Source organism: Acinetobacter tibetensis, assembly GCF_023824315.1.
GTDB lineage: Bacteria > Pseudomonadota > Gammaproteobacteria > Pseudomonadales > Moraxellaceae > Acinetobacter > Acinetobacter tibetensis.
Window position 1 is genome coordinate 635,657 of the sequence record NZ_CP098732.1, and the last position, 16,885, is coordinate 652,541.

The 16,885-nt window shown below is 41.2% G+C and carries 15 protein-coding genes; 13 read left to right on the plus strand and 2 right to left on the minus strand.

The window, feature by feature from the left end; genetic code table 11:
• Positions 1-147 precede the first annotated feature (147 nt).
• Positions 148-1,239, plus strand: coding sequence for a histidinol-phosphate transaminase (gene hisC, locus M5E07_RS03055; RefSeq protein ID WP_252221794.1), 1,092 nt, complete (start codon positions 148-150; stop codon positions 1,237-1,239).
• Here the strand turns inward: hisC and pabB are convergent.
• Complete coding sequence (gene pabB / locus M5E07_RS03060) at positions 1,236-2,573, minus strand: aminodeoxychorismate synthase component I (RefSeq protein WP_252221797.1); 1,338 nt, start codon at positions 2,571-2,573, stop codon at positions 1,236-1,238. The two genes, hisC and pabB, sit on opposite strands and share 4 nt — an antisense overlap.
• Positions 2,574-2,830: 257 nt before the next feature.
• Here pabB and filA point away from each other — a divergent pair, with 257 nt between their 5' ends.
• The 6 genes from filA (at position 2,831) to filF (ending at position 11,008) form a co-directional block, all read left to right on the plus strand.
• Entirely contained in the window at positions 2,831-3,820 is a 990-nt protein-coding gene (gene filA / locus M5E07_RS03065) for a putative pilus system protein FilA (protein WP_252221800.1), read from the plus strand.
• A gap of 199 nt (positions 3,821-4,019) precedes the next feature.
• Positions 4,020-4,853, plus strand: coding sequence for a putative pilus system C39 family peptidase FilB (gene filB / locus M5E07_RS03070; RefSeq protein WP_116762808.1), 834 nt, complete (start codon positions 4,020-4,022; stop codon positions 4,851-4,853).
• A gap of 41 nt (positions 4,854-4,894) precedes the next feature.
• Positions 4,895-5,989, plus strand: coding sequence for a putative pilus system protein FilC (gene filC, locus M5E07_RS03075; RefSeq protein ID WP_252221803.1), 1,095 nt, complete (start codon positions 4,895-4,897; stop codon positions 5,987-5,989).
• A 12-nt stretch (positions 5,990-6,001) separates the two neighbouring features.
• A complete protein-coding gene (gene filD, locus M5E07_RS03080; protein WP_044740840.1) occupies positions 6,002-7,666 on the plus strand; it encodes a putative pilus system OmpP1/FadL family transporter FilD in 1,665 nt (554 codons plus the stop codon).
• Positions 7,667-7,698: 32 nt separating this feature from the next.
• Positions 7,699-9,057 carry a putative pilus assembly protein FilE gene (filE, locus tag M5E07_RS03085; RefSeq protein ID WP_252221805.1) on the plus strand — a complete coding sequence of 453 codons (1,359 nt, stop codon included), beginning with the start codon at positions 7,699-7,701 and terminating at the stop codon, positions 9,055-9,057.
• Positions 9,058-9,079: 22 nt separating this feature from the next.
• Positions 9,080-11,008 carry a putative pilus system protein FilF gene (gene filF / locus M5E07_RS03090; RefSeq protein WP_252221808.1) on the plus strand — a complete coding sequence of 643 codons (1,929 nt, stop codon included), beginning with the start codon at positions 9,080-9,082 and terminating at the stop codon, positions 11,006-11,008.
• A 72-nt stretch (positions 11,009-11,080) separates the two neighbouring features.
• On the opposite strand, the gene M5E07_RS03095 is transcribed toward filF, so the two are convergent.
• Positions 11,081-11,629 (minus strand): NUDIX hydrolase, encoded by a 549-nt coding sequence (locus tag M5E07_RS03095; RefSeq protein ID WP_252223665.1) that lies wholly within the window; start codon positions 11,627-11,629, stop codon positions 11,081-11,083.
• Positions 11,630-11,751: 122 nt separating this feature from the next.
• Here M5E07_RS03095 and M5E07_RS03100 point away from each other — a divergent pair, with 122 nt between their 5' ends.
• From M5E07_RS03100 to M5E07_RS03125, 6 genes are all read left to right on the plus strand, one after another.
• Positions 11,752-12,381: an NUDIX hydrolase gene (locus M5E07_RS03100; RefSeq protein WP_434087793.1), complete on the plus strand. Its 630-nt coding sequence runs from the start codon at positions 11,752-11,754 to the stop codon at positions 12,379-12,381.
• Positions 12,382-12,383: 2 nt separating this feature from the next.
• Positions 12,384-12,914, plus strand: a complete 531-nt coding sequence (locus M5E07_RS03105; protein WP_252221814.1) for a gamma carbonic anhydrase family protein — start codon at positions 12,384-12,386, stop codon at positions 12,912-12,914.
• A 132-nt stretch (positions 12,915-13,046) separates the two neighbouring features.
• Complete coding sequence (gene tsaB, locus M5E07_RS03110) at positions 13,047-13,715, plus strand: tRNA (adenosine(37)-N6)-threonylcarbamoyltransferase complex dimerization subunit type 1 TsaB (RefSeq protein WP_252221817.1); 669 nt, start codon at positions 13,047-13,049, stop codon at positions 13,713-13,715.
• A gap of 8 nt (positions 13,716-13,723) precedes the next feature.
• Positions 13,724-14,545 (plus strand): undecaprenyl-diphosphate phosphatase, encoded by an 822-nt coding sequence (locus tag M5E07_RS03115; protein WP_116762790.1) that lies wholly within the window; start codon positions 13,724-13,726, stop codon positions 14,543-14,545.
• The gene (locus M5E07_RS03120) at positions 14,545-15,357 is read left to right on the plus strand and encodes a class I SAM-dependent methyltransferase (protein WP_165815721.1); all 813 of its coding nucleotides are present in this window, start codon (positions 14,545-14,547) and stop codon (positions 15,355-15,357) included. The genes M5E07_RS03115 and M5E07_RS03120 overlap by 1 nt, the downstream gene beginning before the upstream one ends.
• A 117-nt stretch (positions 15,358-15,474) precedes the next feature.
• Positions 15,475-16,884 (plus strand): C13 family peptidase, encoded by a 1,410-nt coding sequence (locus M5E07_RS03125; RefSeq protein WP_116762788.1) that lies wholly within the window; start codon positions 15,475-15,477, stop codon positions 16,882-16,884.
• Position 16,885 lies beyond the last annotated feature (1 nt).

The following is a 16,885-nucleotide window of genomic DNA, read 5'->3' on the forward strand; positions in this document are numbered from 1 at the left end:
AACTTCTTCCTAAACCTCTCCTAAAAGGAGAGAGAACGCATCGATGAAATCAAAAATGAGGCGTACCTCCTCTCGCTGAGTAAGCTTTAAGGATTCCTTTAAGGCGAAGCGCAAGAGAGGTTAGGAAAGGAAATATAGAGAAATAAAATGTCAAATATTAGTCCAGCACAAATGCGTTTTTGGAGTCCTGAAGTACGTGAATTAGAACCTTATGTACCAGGTGAGCAACCCAAAATTCAAAATTTATTAAAATTAAATACCAATGAAAACCCGTATCCGCCATCTCCGAAGGTGGTAGAAGCTGTACAAGCGGTACTAGTAGATTCTGCGGATGCTTTACGTTTATATCCAGATCCTGATGCTTCTGCATTAAAGCAAGCAATTGCTAAACAGCAGCAGATTGATGTCGCGAATGTTTTTGTCGGGAATGGTTCCGACGAAGTTTTGGCACATATCTTTAAGGCTTTTTTTGTCCAAGATAAACCCATCCTTTATTCTGATATTACCTACAGTTTTTACCCTGTTTATAGCCAGTTTTTTGGTGTCAAAACCAAAGTTTTACCCTTGAACGATGCTTTTGAAATTGTGGTAGATGACTATAAGCAAGCCAATGGCGGCATTATTATCACCAATCCGAATGCACCCACCAGTATTGCTTTAGGGTTGGAAGCCATTGAAGAAGTTTTGCAAGCCAACCCAGATTCAGTGGTGGTAATTGATGAAGCTTATGTCGATTTTGGTGCTGAATCTGCTGTTAAATTAGTGGAAAAATATGAGAATTTGGTGGTTTGCCAAACCACATCTAAGTCTCGTTCATTGGCAGGTTTACGAGTTGGTTTTGCCATTGCACAGCCGCATTTAATTGCTGCATTGGAAGCAGTGAAAAATAGTTTCAACTCTTATCCAATAGATCGCTTTGCGATTGCCGCAGCCGTGGCCTCTTTTGAAGATCAGCCGTATTTTGAACAGCAATGTGAAAAAGTCATTCGTAGCCGTGAAAAATTGGTCAATGAACTACAAGAGCTTGGTTTTGCGGTATTGCCATCTAAAGCCAACTTCATTTTTGCATCTTTACCACATAAAGATGCAGGTGAGTTAGCCGCTGCATTACGTGAACGAGGCATTATCGTGCGCTATTTCAATAAGCCGCGGATTAATCAATTCTTGCGTATTACCGTTGGTACCGATGAGCAAAATCAGCGTTTGGTTGAAACCTTAAAGCAAGATATTCTGGCTTAAGATTGCGGCTTCTGCCATGTGTTGAGAAAATCCAGCATGGCAGAAACTTTATCAAAACATTCTTGATATTCAGCATCGCAGTCAGAGGCAATCGTGATGCCACCGCCTGCCCACAAAGAAATATCCTGTTGATATTTCTGAATAGAGCGAATCAAAATATTCCATGAACCTGTGCCATTAAAATTAAAATAACCTAATGATCCACAATATGCACCGCGTGGCGCACCTTCTAATTCCTCAATAATTTGCATGGCACGAATTTTGGGTGCGCCTGTAATTGAGCCACCAGGTAGGGCCGCCAACAATACATCTAACGCTTTGACATCGGGTTTCAGGGTTGCTGTGACTTCACTGACCATGTGATGAACTTGATTAAATGATTCAATTTCAAATAATTTTGGGGTTTTAACCGTCCCTGTTTCCGCATAAACACTTAAATCATTACGTAACAAATCTACGATCATGACATTTTCAGCCTGATCTTTAGGAGAGTGTTGCAATTGGTATTTCGATTGTGCATCGCGCGCTGCATCTGCATAACGTGGCATAGTGCCTTTAATCGGTTTAGTGACCAGTTTTTTTTCTGCTAAAAACTCGATAAAAAGCTCAGGAGAGCAGCTCAATAACTCGAAGTCTTCAGTTTTTAAATAACCTGAATACGGTGCATCAGTTAACTGCCAGAACTCTTGTGCCACGGAAAGTAAACGTCCTTCGGCTTGTCCGCTAAATTCTTGGGTCAGGTTAATTTGATAGCAGTCTCCTGCTTTAATATATTCTTGTACCTGCGTAAAAGCATGTTGATATTGTTGCTTATTCCAACGTGCTTGACAGGTTTGAGTAAGCTGTAATGGAGTGACTTTGGATGTAGATTCTAATTTGTTCTGAATGAATGCGAAAATTTGTTCAGCTTCTGGCTCATCACTATAAAAATACCAAGCATCATCTTGAAATTTTAAATAAGTTTGAAACAAACCCAGCCAAAAACTAGGTTGATCTTTTGAGTGAACCTTCACATGTTGCGCACTGGCAAAATCATAACTGATGAAGCCCATTAATCCGCCCTGAAATCCATCAGAATTGGATTGATTATTTTCGAACTGTTTAAAACTTAAACTGGATTCAATGGAGATATATTGATCAAGCTGTGTTCTTTGGTAAGTTTGACGGACGCCATTTTTTACACATTCAAATTGATTTGGAAGAAAAGCAATGACCGGGCTTTGATTGTTTTTTAAATAAATTAAATGCGGAAGATCATCGAGACATGAAAGAATTTCTTGAACATTAACAGGTTGATCACAAATCACATTTTGGAAAAGAGAAGGGCTGGTCATATGCTTAATAAAGCTGGCATTAAAACTATATTCTATATTTTACTCGAATGTGAAGGAAACAACACAGTAAATACCGTTTGTCGGCAAGATTCACATTACGACCAACAGCAGTTGAACAAAAAATAACAGACCTATAACGTTATGGGTGCCAACGGATCACTCAAGGAACTATGTACTGTTGTCGAAAAACAAATAAAACAACAGATGCATCGAGTGGTTGACATTAAAGAAAAAGAATACTCTTGGGAGAGTGGAACATGAAAAAATTAACTAAACTTGTTTTAGTTTCTTCAATGGCTATTAGCGCGAATGCGATGGCTATGCAAGCAATGGACGATGCTTCATTAAGCGCGACAACGGGTCAAGATGGTTTAAATATCGGAATTGGCATTTCTAAGGTTGAAATTGAAAAATTATTCATTCACGACAATGATGGTTTGGCAACAACAGCATTGGGTGGTACTTCAACCGCGGGTGCAATCGTGATTAAGGGCAATGGCAAAACAGGTGATGCCAATGAAACCAACGGTATTGTGATTGGTGCCAACTACGATAATGCAGGTGCATACTTACTTGCTTCACGTAACCTTGCTGACTTAACCATTGATACTGATGCAGGTACAACAGGAACAGGCGGTGCATTCCTGAACATTGGTGCTCAGGTTTCTGGTTTAGATATTAAAATTGGGGAAATTGGGGTAACAGGTTCAGGCGCGCTTCCAACAGCAGCTTCAACCAGTATTCGTCGTGGCGGAGATGATACCAACTACAATGCAATTTTATCGGGTCTATCTTTAAAAACGGGTCCTATGTCTGCCAATATTCAACTGGGTGCAGCGCCACAAGGGGCTATGGTGAAGTTGAATGCACAGATGATCGGTGGTCTAGAAATTACCAACCTTGGTATTTTGGATAACTCAACCAAAGAAGGTACTGGTGATGGTACGACGGGTAACCGCGCAGCAGGTCAAATCTTCGTAGACAGCATTAAAGTTGCAGATGCAAATGCGAAGGATTTAACCTTGAATCAATCAATCAGTGTCATTGGTACAGAAGGTGCAAACAAAGGCTATTTACGTATCATTAGCTCTAGTGGTGCAGTCGATAACTATGTGAAAGGTGTACATTTGGGTAGCCAAGCGGCTGCGTCAATTGGGGATGTAGAAGTACAAGGTCTACAAACTTATTACAGCCCGTCAATGGGTGTTTACACACCAGGTGCTGTGATTACGATTTCAGGTCACTAATCATTTTCTAAGAAAAGCGCGTGAATACACGCGCTTTTTTTTACAAAAAACTTATGAAAAGTATCGAAAAAGTAAAAAAAAGCTGTTTATTTTTGAAAAAACAGGTATGTTGTCAAAATACAAGGAAGTATAGAGTGTTTACTCTAGAAAAATAATAAATTTCAGGCACGTCATGCCGAACACCAGAAAGTTAGGGAATATGTTAGAGATCGCATTTGGCTCGGCATTGATGTATTATTTTGCCACGCAAGCCTTTGAAATAAAAGAAAAACCTCCTGAGGCAGTTTATTACACTGAAACATTGGATTCACGGCAAGATTCCTTTACCCGCATGCACCGTGAAACCGTTCAAATTCAACCTGCATTAATCGATCAATTTCGTGGCATTGTACGTCAAGCCTATGACTATAGCTGTGGATCTGCTGCCTTAACGACATTGCTCAATGGTTATGTCGGCACACAGTTGACGGAACAACAGACCATGACTGGCTTACTCAAGTTCGGTGAGTCAGAGAGGATTATTGAGCGTCGCAGCTTTTCACTACTGGATATGAAGCGTTTTGTCGCTGCTCTAGGTTTAGAGAGTGGGGGCTATAAAGGTGAGTTTTCAGATTTAGTCGCACAGGGACAGCCAGCCATTGTTCCAATCTCATATGCAGGGTTTAAACATTTTGTGGTGTTTAAAGCCTATAAAGATGGCCGCGTTTATGTGGCAGATCCTGCTTTGGGAAACATTAGTTTTGATGAGGAACGCTTTAAGCAAGTTTGGGAAAATAACACCTTATTTCTAATTAGTGTTCCACCAGAACAACGTAAAAATTTATTGGCATTACAGGATAGTGATATGCGCCATGTTGAGGATGCAACAGTAAACCGTTATGCACTGGTTGATATTCAATATCCTCAGTTTTATATGGAAAAATTGGCGGATCGGGGGGCGACGATCTCAAGAATTGTCAATAATAACCCAGAATCAGAGATGAACGGCCAATATGTCGATCAACATTTACGCCTATATTACAAGAGCAAATAGAGCGGTTTAAAGCAAATAAAAAAAGAATAGAGTGGACGGAAATGAAAAATCAATGGATGAATAAAACTTTATTGGTGCTGAGTATTCAAATTTTGATGGGGACTGCTTATGCAGCCGATACGACAGCTGAAACACAGGGAACAACCGTTGGAACTCAAGAAACAGCAGTTGCATCAAGTGTAGAAACCAATACCACACCACCACCACAAGCTTCGAGTGCCTTACAGCAACAAGAAGGTGATGCGACTAAACAGACCAATCTTGAAGAAGTATTTACCTCAAACGAGCGTCAATACTCTTTAATTAAAAAAGGGGATATTTCTGCATTTTACGATGTGGATTATACCTATTATCGCGATACCCAATTAGATTTAGAAATGGCACAAGGTAGTCTGTATCAATTACGCGTACAGGAAAATGCCAGCCACACCTTAACCAATACTTTTACCATGCAGTATGGGGTACTTGATAATTTAACCTTCACGGCTTCATTACCTCTCGTTGCAAAGACGGACAATTTAAAAGACACCTCCACCGCAGGCTTAGGGGATATCTCTTTAGGTACACGTTGGGAACCGTTCCCGCTTAAAACTGGACGTTTACCTTTGATTTTATTTGGAAACATCTCGACCAAAACAGGGGATAGTCCTTATGAAATTAATCCAACTTCCGACTTAGCCACAGGTAAAGGTTATTATTCAGCAGGTGTGGGTGCGAGCACACGTAAGTATATTGATCCTGTGGTACTTTTTGCTTCTGTATCTGCGAACTATGGTTTCAAAGAGTCGGGTTTAGATCAGCGTCGTGGTCCGCGAGTTATTGAAGAATTTGATCCCGGCATTAGCGGAGGTTTTTCATTCGGTTTTGCCTACTCATTTAACTATGATGTATCTATGACCATGTCATACCAGCAGAGTTTCAATACGGGTGCAGAATTTACATATACCTCAGGTGAAAGTTACTCACCAGCCGATCAAACCAGTTCAACCTTTGCGATTTCATTGGGGGTACGTGTTTCACCAGAAACCATTGTGAATGGCACTTTAGGCATTGGCTTAACTGAAGATGCACCCGATGTATCTTTAGGTTTGTCCTTCCCATTAGATATTGCAGGTTTCGGTAAAAAAATCAGCTAAGAGGGCAGTCGCATGTACAAGGTACGACTTAGCCCGTTAGTTTCAGCGATAGTTTTATCGGGCTGTTCAAGTATGGCTTTTGCTCAACTCGGGCAAAATTTGTCAGTAGATATTCGATCACTTGCGATGGGGAATGCGGTCACAGCCGATCCTCCAGGGGTAAGTGCGGTACATTATAACCCTGCGGCATTGACGAAAATTGAAGGTTTGCAAACCGATGTACAGGGGATTCTGGCAGACTTTAATATCAAACGTCAGTATTCAGTACCTGAAGGCTATAACGTTTTTGGTTATTCAGATGACCCTTTGGTGTGTAATGATGGTCCTGAAGTGGCTTCAGACATCTGTACAGATTACAAAGGCTCTGTAAATGGCGATGTAGAATATATCAGCCTGTATGTGCCTTTTTTAAAGAAAGTCGTCGATTTAGGTGAAGGTATGCCTATGCTTGCACCAACAGCGGGTGCAGCATATAAACCGCCTGGTTCGAAAACCACTTTTGCCACAGCATTTTATGCACCCTTAGTGGCTGGATTTGGTGCAGAAAATGGCAATCCAAGTAACTTTATGGGACAACAGGTGGCATTGGAGCGCTTTACCTATTTGTCACCATCGATCGCCTATGAAGTCAATGATGAACTTTCCATTGGTGCATCTGTGGGCATGTCTTATCAAGCTTTTGCCTTAAAAACAGATTTGCGTTTCCCGAATGAAATGATTGGGATGTTACGCATGATTGATGAGGTGGTTTGTACCCCATTTAAAGACAACTCGGATGTGATTACCGATATTTTATTACTCGGGATTTGTAATGCTCAAGAAGGAATGAATCCATTTGGCCGTTTTGGTCGGATGGAAGTCGCGATGGAGCAATCATTGAGTCCGAGTTTTAACCTTGGGGTCATGTGGGAACCCACCGACGAATTTAGCTTTGGTATGGTGTATCAAAGTGCTTCAAAAATGCGTTTGAAAGGGAAATACACGATTGATAACTCAAAAGCGCCACGTGAGTTGATCAATGGTTTGATGTCTTCGCCTACAGGGCAGATTCTTGCGGCAATTTTAGGTTTTCCACAAAGTATTCCTGCGACTGAATCAGGTCTGGTGTCAATGGACTTTGAATATCCACAGCATATTCAGGCAGGGATCAAATATATGCTTCTGCCCGATTTACAAGTCAATGTGGATGTGGGCTGGACAGATTATCGCGCATGGGACAAGTTCAAATTTGAGTTTGACCGTTCTATCTCAGCATTAAAAATTGCCAAACTCCTTTCGCCAGACATTACTGACAACAGTTTGTCATTGCCTTTGAAGTTTGATTCACCTTGGAACTATGGCATCGGGATTGAATATTCAGCAACTGATCGTTTGAAGTTACGGGCTGGATATGAACCAAGAACCAGCGCCATCCCTGATGACAAACGCAATACCATGGTGCCTATTAATAATGCGCAATTATTTGGTTTGGGTGTGGGTTATCGCTTCGATGCCGATACAGACTTAGATTTATCCATTGGTTATTTACGCAGTAAAGACAGTATTCCTGCCAATACCAGTACTTTATCGAACCAAACTGGGGTGAATAATATTTTACTCAACCCATACGCGGGCTTAAACGTAAAAACCGAAACCAATATCACTATTTTAGGCTTGAGTTATCGTACAAAATGGTAAGACAAAACAATAAAGCTAAGCGGTTTACGTGGGTGTCATCATCGACTTGGGTTTTATGTGGGATGATGGCACTGTCTGTAAATGCGGGTGAGTTTTATACCATCATTGGGCCAGATGGTCGTCCAATGGTGATTCCACGTGTGCCTGCTGAAACCCAAAAAGTGGAAGCTCAATCTCAGGTTGAGCTTCCATCAAAGCAAAAAACAGAACGAGAAAAAATGAAAGTAAAGGATGTACCGTCTGTTCAGGTGGTTCAACCGATGCCAAAAGTACAAGTTGTTGTACCACCAACTATTGCCGTTGAAAAAGTTGAATCTCAAGTAAAAACTAAACCTCAAATTGCTGAAGTACAAAAAAATCCTGTCGTGGTACAGCCAGAAATAGTTGATAAAAGTAAATCTATTCCATCAACAGATCATGCAAAAACAATAAACGATGTTGAGCCACAAGTCGCTGTAACAGCAAAATCTACTGAAATTCCAAAACAAGTGAATGAGCAGCTCAGTCAGCAAATTACCACGCCTCAAACACCGCCTGTGGAATTTGTTCAATCCGCTGTAACTCAGAAAGCAACTTCTGCACAGGTTGAGCGAGCACTTCATAAAATTGAAACCAATGTGGCCATTGAAAAAGCCACACAATTAAAAAGCAAACAAGAAACCAGTTCGATGTCTTCCGAACCCTTGCAAGATGGATTTTTAGACATCAATGGGGATCGTTATGTGAAAAATGAATATTTAGAGGGGCAAGAATTTAATTTAGAAAATAAAAAACGCTTTTACATCATGCCTGAAGGTGTGGTTGATAAAGAGTTAGGCCCACCTCGTTTACAAGTGGTTGAACGCGAAAAAGGAGTGAATCAAGGTGTACTCGACCGATTATTTAAGAAGAATAATCCAGTTGAAAACTCAGTGATTACTTTATCGACCCAGTATTATCCAATTGCAAAAGATCAAGTGGTACAGAGTTTGGGGCAAAGCTGTTATCGCGATAAAAAAATACAAAAAGCAAAATTACTCAAAGCTCAGCAAGACGTCAATTTATGGCCTCGCCAACCGTTAAAGGACCATTTTGATTATGAAGTGGTGGAAGTACAGACGGGTATTAAAAATGTGCAACTGAGTTCTTATGCCTCGAGTCAAAATCAACCGAGTTATTACTGGCCTTTTGTGGCTTTTCTGGATGAATCTGGTTGTGTCATTGAAGGCGTGACTGGTTTTAAAAATCAGGACCGTGCCGAAAACAAATATCGCCATGCTGTGATAGACGGCATGTTACAGCTACCTGCACAAACTCGATATATTTTTATGACCCCTTTACTTTCAGCAGTGGATGTTGAAGAGCAAGCATTAAGCAATCAAGGACAAATCAAACTGACCGCGGTTCGTTAGTTAGAAAAATAGAGTAATAGGAATGAAAAATAAATATTTATTAACCATCGCACTTTCAACGTTAATGTCAGGACTAACTGCTTGTGGTGGGGAAAGTGCCAATATTATTCCAGAGAAAAATAATAACAGCACGGTGAATGGCAGTTGTACTGCTGGTGCGAGCAATTGTATTCAGTTCGCACTGGATTATCCTTTTGATGGTTTAAATTTTTCCTGTAGTAGTGATACACAAAATACCTTTGTGACTTTAATGGATTTGAAGAATGGCGTTGCTACAGGCACTTGTAATTATAGTGATAAAGTCAATGTGTTCTTATTGGGTAAAGCGGATAAACGGATTGCTTTAGGGGCTTTCCCAATCAGTAATATTGCCTTGGTCAGTACCGATCAAATTCCGCGTTTGACGGTATTAGATATTGCTAAAGGGATGACTAACCGTGATGCGACTGTACTCGATCCAAGTGATGCTACAGTCAAAACAGCCATGAACTTGGTTAAAATTATTCAAGCATTGGCTTTACAGCAAAAAAGTATAAACACGAAAACGGATATTCAAGCGCTGTATATGAATGATTCGATCCGTGAAAGTTTAGATAAAATTACCATCTCTGTAACCGCACAACAGATGGTGAATGGAGAGTACGCTGCCATCATTAAACCGTGGTTAGATGTTTCTGTCATTTCAGATGCAGAAGCTTTTGCGGTGGTCAGTCAATTATTGAATATTAGCAATGCAGCGGTATATCAGCCTGAATTTTCTTTATTCTCGACATCTGGCAGTGTGATTAGTAGTTTAACAGGGTCGGATGGTTTAACTGGTTGTAATAAAGACGTTTGTGCTGCGAATGATACGACCACTAAACATTTGTTTGGGCATTTTATGTTGTTGACGGACCGTCAAGGCTATACCTTCGGCAGCGGTTTGCAATGGAGAGGTTTGGCAAAATCAGGACTGACTTCGATAGCCGGAGTAAATGCCGAATTACTCCGGAGCTATAAACCCACCCGTATGACGGCATTGCCACAAAATCATTGGATTAACCCGCTGAATAAACGCATTGATCAAAATTATTATATTGGTGTGGATGACCCGAATTCTGATGATCTGATTATCAATCAAGGGAAGCTGTATAACGATTATATGATTGCGGGTAAGGAAAAATTCTACAAACTACTGACACAAAAAACTACGGTCACTGCTGAGGACCTGAAAGACCTCGGACAATGGCAACAGCGTTATGGTATCTCAGATACGTTTAAAGGTTCCTTAGATCTTTTTAAAGTTTATCCAATTACCTATTTAGATAAACAAGTATTTAAATCGAGTAATAATGTCTCCACTGGTGAAAATTACATTTTCCCATTGTATGCAGATTTAACGTTCAAATTCACCGATACCAGTGTATCAAGTCTAAAATTGGGTATTGTGATTGATGAGAAAGGCGACATACGAACCAATATGAAGCCTGCTGCGACCGATACTGATATGAGTACAGGAAGCTGTGATACAACAGTGGGTAGTAATCTGAAAGACAGTAATGGTGTGCAGCAATATCGCTTAGGCACAACATCACGTGCATTTATTGATGATCGTGCCATTTCTATTCGTATGATTTTAGGCGATGAAGCATTAAAGTCAGTCAATGGTGCTTTGATTGGCGTGAACTCAACTATTCAAATATCTGCCACAGGTGAAAAAATCGTGGTGGGTGGTGCTTTAGTTCACTTACAGAATTTATTAAATGCATCGACGGGAAGTACAGGGCGTATCACCTTTACCGACTCTGCTGGTGGTGTAGTCAAATGGGCGAACAGTTATGCCAGTTTTCAAAAAGTATATAATGCCAATAATACCGATGAAACGACGGATGACACCGCTTTAGCGAAATTAAGTGGCGGAACTTTAGAAATGAGTTTGGCGCCTTGCTATAGCGTTAAAGCCAAAAGCTAAATCTCGAGATTCTGAATAAAAAAGCCGATTCAAACGAATCGGCTTTTGTTTTTATCAATGCATTAAGCTGGTTTAGCCAGTATGGTCTAAGCGTGTACCTAAGGTTTCTAAATGTGTAATAAACTGATTGGTTTTTCGATCGGAAAAATAGTGCTTAAGTGTTTGTTCTACACTTGGGAATGCTAATTCTGTCCATGGAATTTCATGTTCTTCAAACAGGCGACATTCAATACTTTCTTCACCTGCACCAAAAGTTCCATCGACCAGTTGGGCTTTAAACAACACATAAATTTGCCCGATACGCGGAATATTGTACATGCAGTAAAGTTGCTCAATTTCGACTTCTGCTTGTGCTTCTTCACGAGTTTCACGTGCAGCACCCTGTTCCATGGTTTCAAATAGTTCCATGTAACCTGCGGGTAAGGTCCACAAACCATAACGTGGTTCAATGGCACGGCGGCAAAGCAAGACTTTATTGTCCCAGAGTGCCAAAGCACCACAAATGACTTTGGGATTTACATAATGAATATGACCACATTCTGTACAAACGCGACGTAATTGATGATCGCCAAGTGGAATTTTTTCAGTCGTTTTATGTCCACAATTTCCGCAGAAGTTCATATTCATCGTCAATGATAAAGTTGCCACTCAGCATAACTGAAAAAAACAAGTTTGACATCTATTCTCTCCAATCCGATCAAAATTCAGCTATGATGAAATGAAGAAGAATAGAGGTGAGTGATATGGATAATCGTTCATTAACACATATATTACAACAGCATTTAAGATTTTCGACCCGTAAGCGAGAAGCTGAAGCTGCCGTGTTAATTGCGATTACTGATGAAGCTGACCCCAAAGTGCTCTTAACCCGCCGTTCCGTATACTTGTCCAATCATGCAGGTGAAGTGTCTTTTCCTGGAGGCAAACGAGATCCGCAAGACACCAGTAATATTGTGGTTGCGCTGAGAGAAGCCCAAGAAGAAACGGCTTTAAACCCGTTTGATGTACGCTTGCTCGGGGATTTACCCATGCAAAAAGCCCGTAATGGTATGTTGGTCAAACCGATTGTTGGGCTTATTCCACCTCAGGTTGAACTGATCGCTCAGCCTTCAGAAATTGATCGAATATTTTTTGCTTCTCTACAAAATTTAATGGAAGCACCGCCAACGCCACATGAAGTCCGTTATGCACAACAATCGCTGTATTTTCCAAGCATGCAGGTTGAAGATGAAATTGTGTGGGGGCTCACGGCAAGAATGCTCATTTCACTGTTTCAATATGGATTGAATTATCAAAAAGAATGGCCTTTTTTATTAAATTCGCCATTATTCTATGCCCAGCAGGCATTACTCAAAACCAAAGGACGTAATTGAACATGATGTACAAATTTGCCGGACATGCACCCAAAGCTATGCATGTTCCTTTTGATGGTTGGGTGGCGGACAACGCAACCGTGATTGGTCAAGTTGAATTGGGGCAACAGGTCAGTGTTTGGTTTGGGGCGGTGATTCGCGCAGATAACTGTCGTATTCACTTGGGCGATTTTACCAACGTACAGGAAAATGCGGTCTTGCACACCGATGCGGGTATTCCAATGCACATTGGAAATTACGTCACTATTGGACATCAAGCCATGCTACATGGCTGTACGGTGGGCGATAATTCTTTAATTGGTATTAATGCTGTGATTTTAAACAATGCGGTAATTGGGAAAAATTGCATTATTGGCGCAAATGCCTTAATTCCAGAAGGAAAAGTGATTCCTGATAATTCTTTGGTGATGGGTTCACCTGGTAAAGTCGTGAAAACTTTAGAGAGTGATGTAGAGGCGAAATTAAAACTCAGTGCATTGCATTATGCTGAACATTATAAGAAATTTACCCAACTGGAAGTTTTTGAATTCTAACAAAAGCGTTGTTTTTTAAACCAAGCCGATGCTTGGTTTTTTTGTATCTAGACTGGGAAATTCTCGCGTCCAAGAATTGAGTAGAGTATGATAGCCCTCGTTTTTTAATATAAAGTTGAAGCAAGGTTGAGCATGAAATTGCTGGCATTAGAAACAGCCAATGAACAGTGTTCTGTTTCTATCGTAGATGAAAATCAAGAGCTGTTTTTCCAATTAGATACGCGTGCAAAGGCTCAAACGCAAACCATTTTACCTATGGTTGAACAGGGCTATGCTCAATTAGGTGTAACGACAGAAGATTTAACTGCGATTGCTTTTAGTCGTGGTCCAGGTTCATTCAGTGGTGTGCGTATTAACGCAGCCGTGACCCAAGCACTTGCATGGGCACATGATTTGCCTGTGATTCCTGTATCAACTTTACAAGCTTTAGCGCAAGCGGCTTATCGTCTGCATGGTTTGACTGCTGTGACGACAGTACTTGATGCGCGTATGAATGAAGTCTATATCGCGAGTTTTCAACTGAACGATCAAGGCATTATGCAGGCGGTTGATGCAGAACAATTATTAGATTATCAACAGGCCGCCAGCATCACTCAATTTACCTTGGTGGGTTCAGGTTCAGCTTTAATTCAGCCTGATGCTTTAGAATTTAAAGATGTGGTCGCAACGGCACAAGATATTGCTCAAATTGCGCGTGCAGCGGCGCTCAAAGCACAATGGGTCAAGGCAGAAGAAGCCCTACCTGTGTATTTACGTGATAATGCGTGGAAAAAAATTCCAGAACAAATTAAAGCAACTTAAGGTTAGATATGGATCTTTTATTATTATTTAAAGCGGCCATAATGGGCTTGGTAGAGGGGATTACTGAATTTCTACCGATTTCAAGTACTGGGCACTTAATCTTAGCTGGTCAACTTTTAGATTTCTGGTCTATTGAAAAAAGAGATATGTTTGCTGTTGCCGTGCAGATTGGTGCGATTGCAGCCGTGATTTATGAATACTGGGGTAAACTTTGGGGCGCTTTAATTGGTGGTCTAAAAGGCCAAGAGCAAGGTCGCCGTTTAAGCATTAACTTAATTATTGCCTCTATACCGATTGTGATTGTGGGCTTAACTTTTGGCGATGTTATTAAAGCTTATTTATTTAATGCGATTACCGTTGCGATTGCTTTAATTGTCGGTGGTTTTATTATTTTATGGGCTGAACGCCGTCCACACACCATTCAAACGCAAGAAGTTGATGATTTAACCTATAAACAAGCGACTTTAATTGGTCTAATTCAATGTTTAGCCCTGTTCCCAGGGACTTCACGTTCGGGTTCAACCATTATTGGCTCTTTATTTTTAGGTGTATCGCGTAAAGCAGCAGCGGAGTTCTCTTTCTTCCTTGGTATTCCTGTTTTAATGGGTGCAGGTTTACTGGATATGTATAAAATGCGAGCTGATTTGCACAGTAATGATATGGCTGTTTTGGCTGTTGGGATTATTGTGGCATTTATTTCTGCACTCATCGTCATTCGTGCCTTGATTCGTTATGTGTCTAAACACGACTTCACTGCATTTGCGTATTACCGTATCGGCTTTGGTCTATTTATTTTGGCAACTTGGTGGACAGGTTGGGTCACTTGGTAATGCATTTATTTACAGAACCTCAGTTTCAAGTTCAGGCACAGCACTATGCGGCTGTGCTTGGATCACGCGGTGTTGAGGTTCAGCTTGAATTAATTGAAAAACTGAATGCTCGTTTTTTACGTTTGAACCCTGAATTGGCCTTGTGTGTCGATGAACAAGGGCTTTGGTTATGTGCCAATGGCATGAAAATGCAGCCCGACTGGCAGGCAGAAATTCCGCGTTTAAAACGTGCATCGCTCAAATCAGAAATGATTGCCCGTGCTTGTCAGTTGGCGGAAAAACCACGTTTAATTGATGCGACTGCGGGTTTAGGGCACGACAGTTTATTGTTGGCTGCACTGGGTGCAACGGTTACTTTGGTGGAACGGCACCCGATTTTATTTACGCTGCTAGAAGATACGCGACAGCAAGCATTGACCGATTCTTATCTTGCCCCGATTGCAGCACGGATTCATTTGGTTTTTTCAGATTCAGCAGATTATTTAAAGCAATGTGCAGAGCAACAGCAGCACAGTGATGTGGTGTATTTAGATCCAATGTTCCCGCAACGTGATCAGAATCAACAAGCCATTAAAAAGCAAGCTCAGGTCAAAAAGCAGATGCAATTGTTGCATTTACTTCTGCCAGAGCATGGCGAAATGGATTTGGGGGATCAACTGTTGCCTCTGGCTCAACAGATTGCAAAACGTGTAGTGGTGAAACGCCCTCGTTTGGCGGTATTTTTGAATGAGCAGCAACCCGATACGCAATGGCAGGGTGATGCTTGCCGTTTTGATGCGTACTTTCAGCTTGATCATCAGACCTTAGGATAATTGCTTCAATATTGGGCAAAGATTTGTTATATAGTTAAAAATAATATTGATAAAAACCCGATCAAGCATAAACTAGCTATGCAATGAAGCGAGTAGCACTAGCCACCTGAAAACCTTATGAAGATTGATTTTAAGCCCTCCATTAATTTTTGGCACGATTTTAAAAGCAACCAAATGGCGGGATTGTGGCTGTTTTTGGGTTCACGACGTGCATTACAAATTGTCCATCCTTCAATTTTACAGTTGATTTTCTGGGGGATATTAGGCGGTTGTGCCAATACCTTATTTAGTTGGCTCAGTGCAGGTGAAGTCGGTGAGTTTAACTCGCAAGGTTTGGTCAGTTATGCGCTATGGCCTTTCATTGCACTGATTGTCGGTATTTTCTTATCCCAACGGGTAAATAATCCACGTTTAATGTTGGTTCCGGCTTTATTGTGGTTGGTTTTAGATACCCATATCGCACTGCTACAAAGTTTCATCCAATATTTGGGCATGATCGATATCTTGCCTTATGCTTTTTATGATTATTTGCCGACCATTTTTATGGTGCTGTTTGTCTGGCAAAGTCTGGCTGTGGTGTGGGTGTTTGCCCGCGAATTAAAATGGCCGTGGTGGGAACGTGCGCTGATTATGTTAGCAACACTATTTACTTTGGTGGTGTGGCAGATGTCAGTGAAGAGTCAACCAATCTGGAAAGTTGAAGATGTCCCGCCAACTTTTGCTGAAGATGCCTTTTACGCCCAAAGTCGACTGCTGAATAAGAATTTACAAGCCATTGAATATGGAGAGTTTGCTCAGTCACATTGGTACTTTCTAGGAGTGGCGGGTGCCAGTTACCAAGATGTTTTTATGTCTGAAGTGAAACGCATCCGTGAACAATTTGATACTCGTTTTGGAACCTTTGGTCGTTCCATGATTTTGGTGAATAACCCTGCGACACGCACTGAAATTCCAATTGCTTCACGAACCAGTATGGAACTGTCATTAAAGCGTATTGGTCAGCAGATGAACCGTGAAAGTGATGTGCTTTTCCTTTATATGACCTCGCATGGTCTGCAAAATCAGTTTGAAATGGAAAATGCACCACTCGATTTGGCACAAGTTGATCCAAAATGGTTAAGAGATGCGTTAGACCGTTCGGGCATTCGTTGGCGCGTCATTGTGATTTCAGCCTGCTATTCAGGCAGTTTTGTCTCGGCATTACAGAATGATAATACCTTGATTATTACGGCTTCTGCAGCCGATCGGGCTTCATTTGGTTGCTCGAATGAAGCGGATTATACTTATTTTGGTCGTGCTTTCTTTGATCAGGCCATGCGTGAACAACATTCGATGAAAGATGCTTTTGCACAAGCCAAAGACACCGTGGCGCAATGGGAAAGTGCTCAGGGCTTTGACCCTTCTGAACCGCAATGGTCGATTGGTAAAAATATGGAATTGATGCTGCCACAATTGGAGCAACGTCTGTTCCCTCCGACAACAACCACACCACCAGTTCAAGCGCAAGCGGTTGCGCATACACCCTAAA